This window comes from Clostridium sp. MCC328, assembly GCF_018785465.1.
Taxonomy (GTDB): domain Bacteria; phylum Bacillota; class Clostridia; order Lachnospirales; family Lachnospiraceae; genus Pilosibacter; species Pilosibacter fragilis.
In genome coordinates, this window is record NZ_WQPW01000094.1 from 1 (window position 1) to 251 (window position 251).

Below are 251 nucleotides of genomic sequence, written 5' to 3' on the forward strand. Positions count from 1 at the left end.
TAGGCTGTCTGCAGATGCAGCTGTGCATTACACAATGCCAGACTGTCTACCTCCTTCAGCCACGGAAACTCTGCCTTATACTTTGCAGGCGTAACCTTTAATACTTTTCCGGTTTTCTCATAATATTCGTTCTTTTCTGCCAGCATCCGGTTATACACGAAACGTACACAGCCAAATGTCCTTGCAAATAGTTCTTTTTGAGATTTATTCGGGTAGATCCGAAAACGGTACACGATGTTCACTCTTATTTT

1 protein-coding gene is annotated in these 251 nt (G+C 42.2%); it reads right to left on the reverse strand.

Going from position 1 to position 251, the window contains the following annotated elements; all coding sequences use genetic code 11:
- Positions 1–242: helix-turn-helix domain-containing protein (locus GPK83_RS12535; protein ID WP_345941814.1), on the reverse strand; the 242-nt coding region annotated here is incomplete at its 3' end.
- Between the last annotated feature and the right edge of the window lie 9 nt (positions 243–251).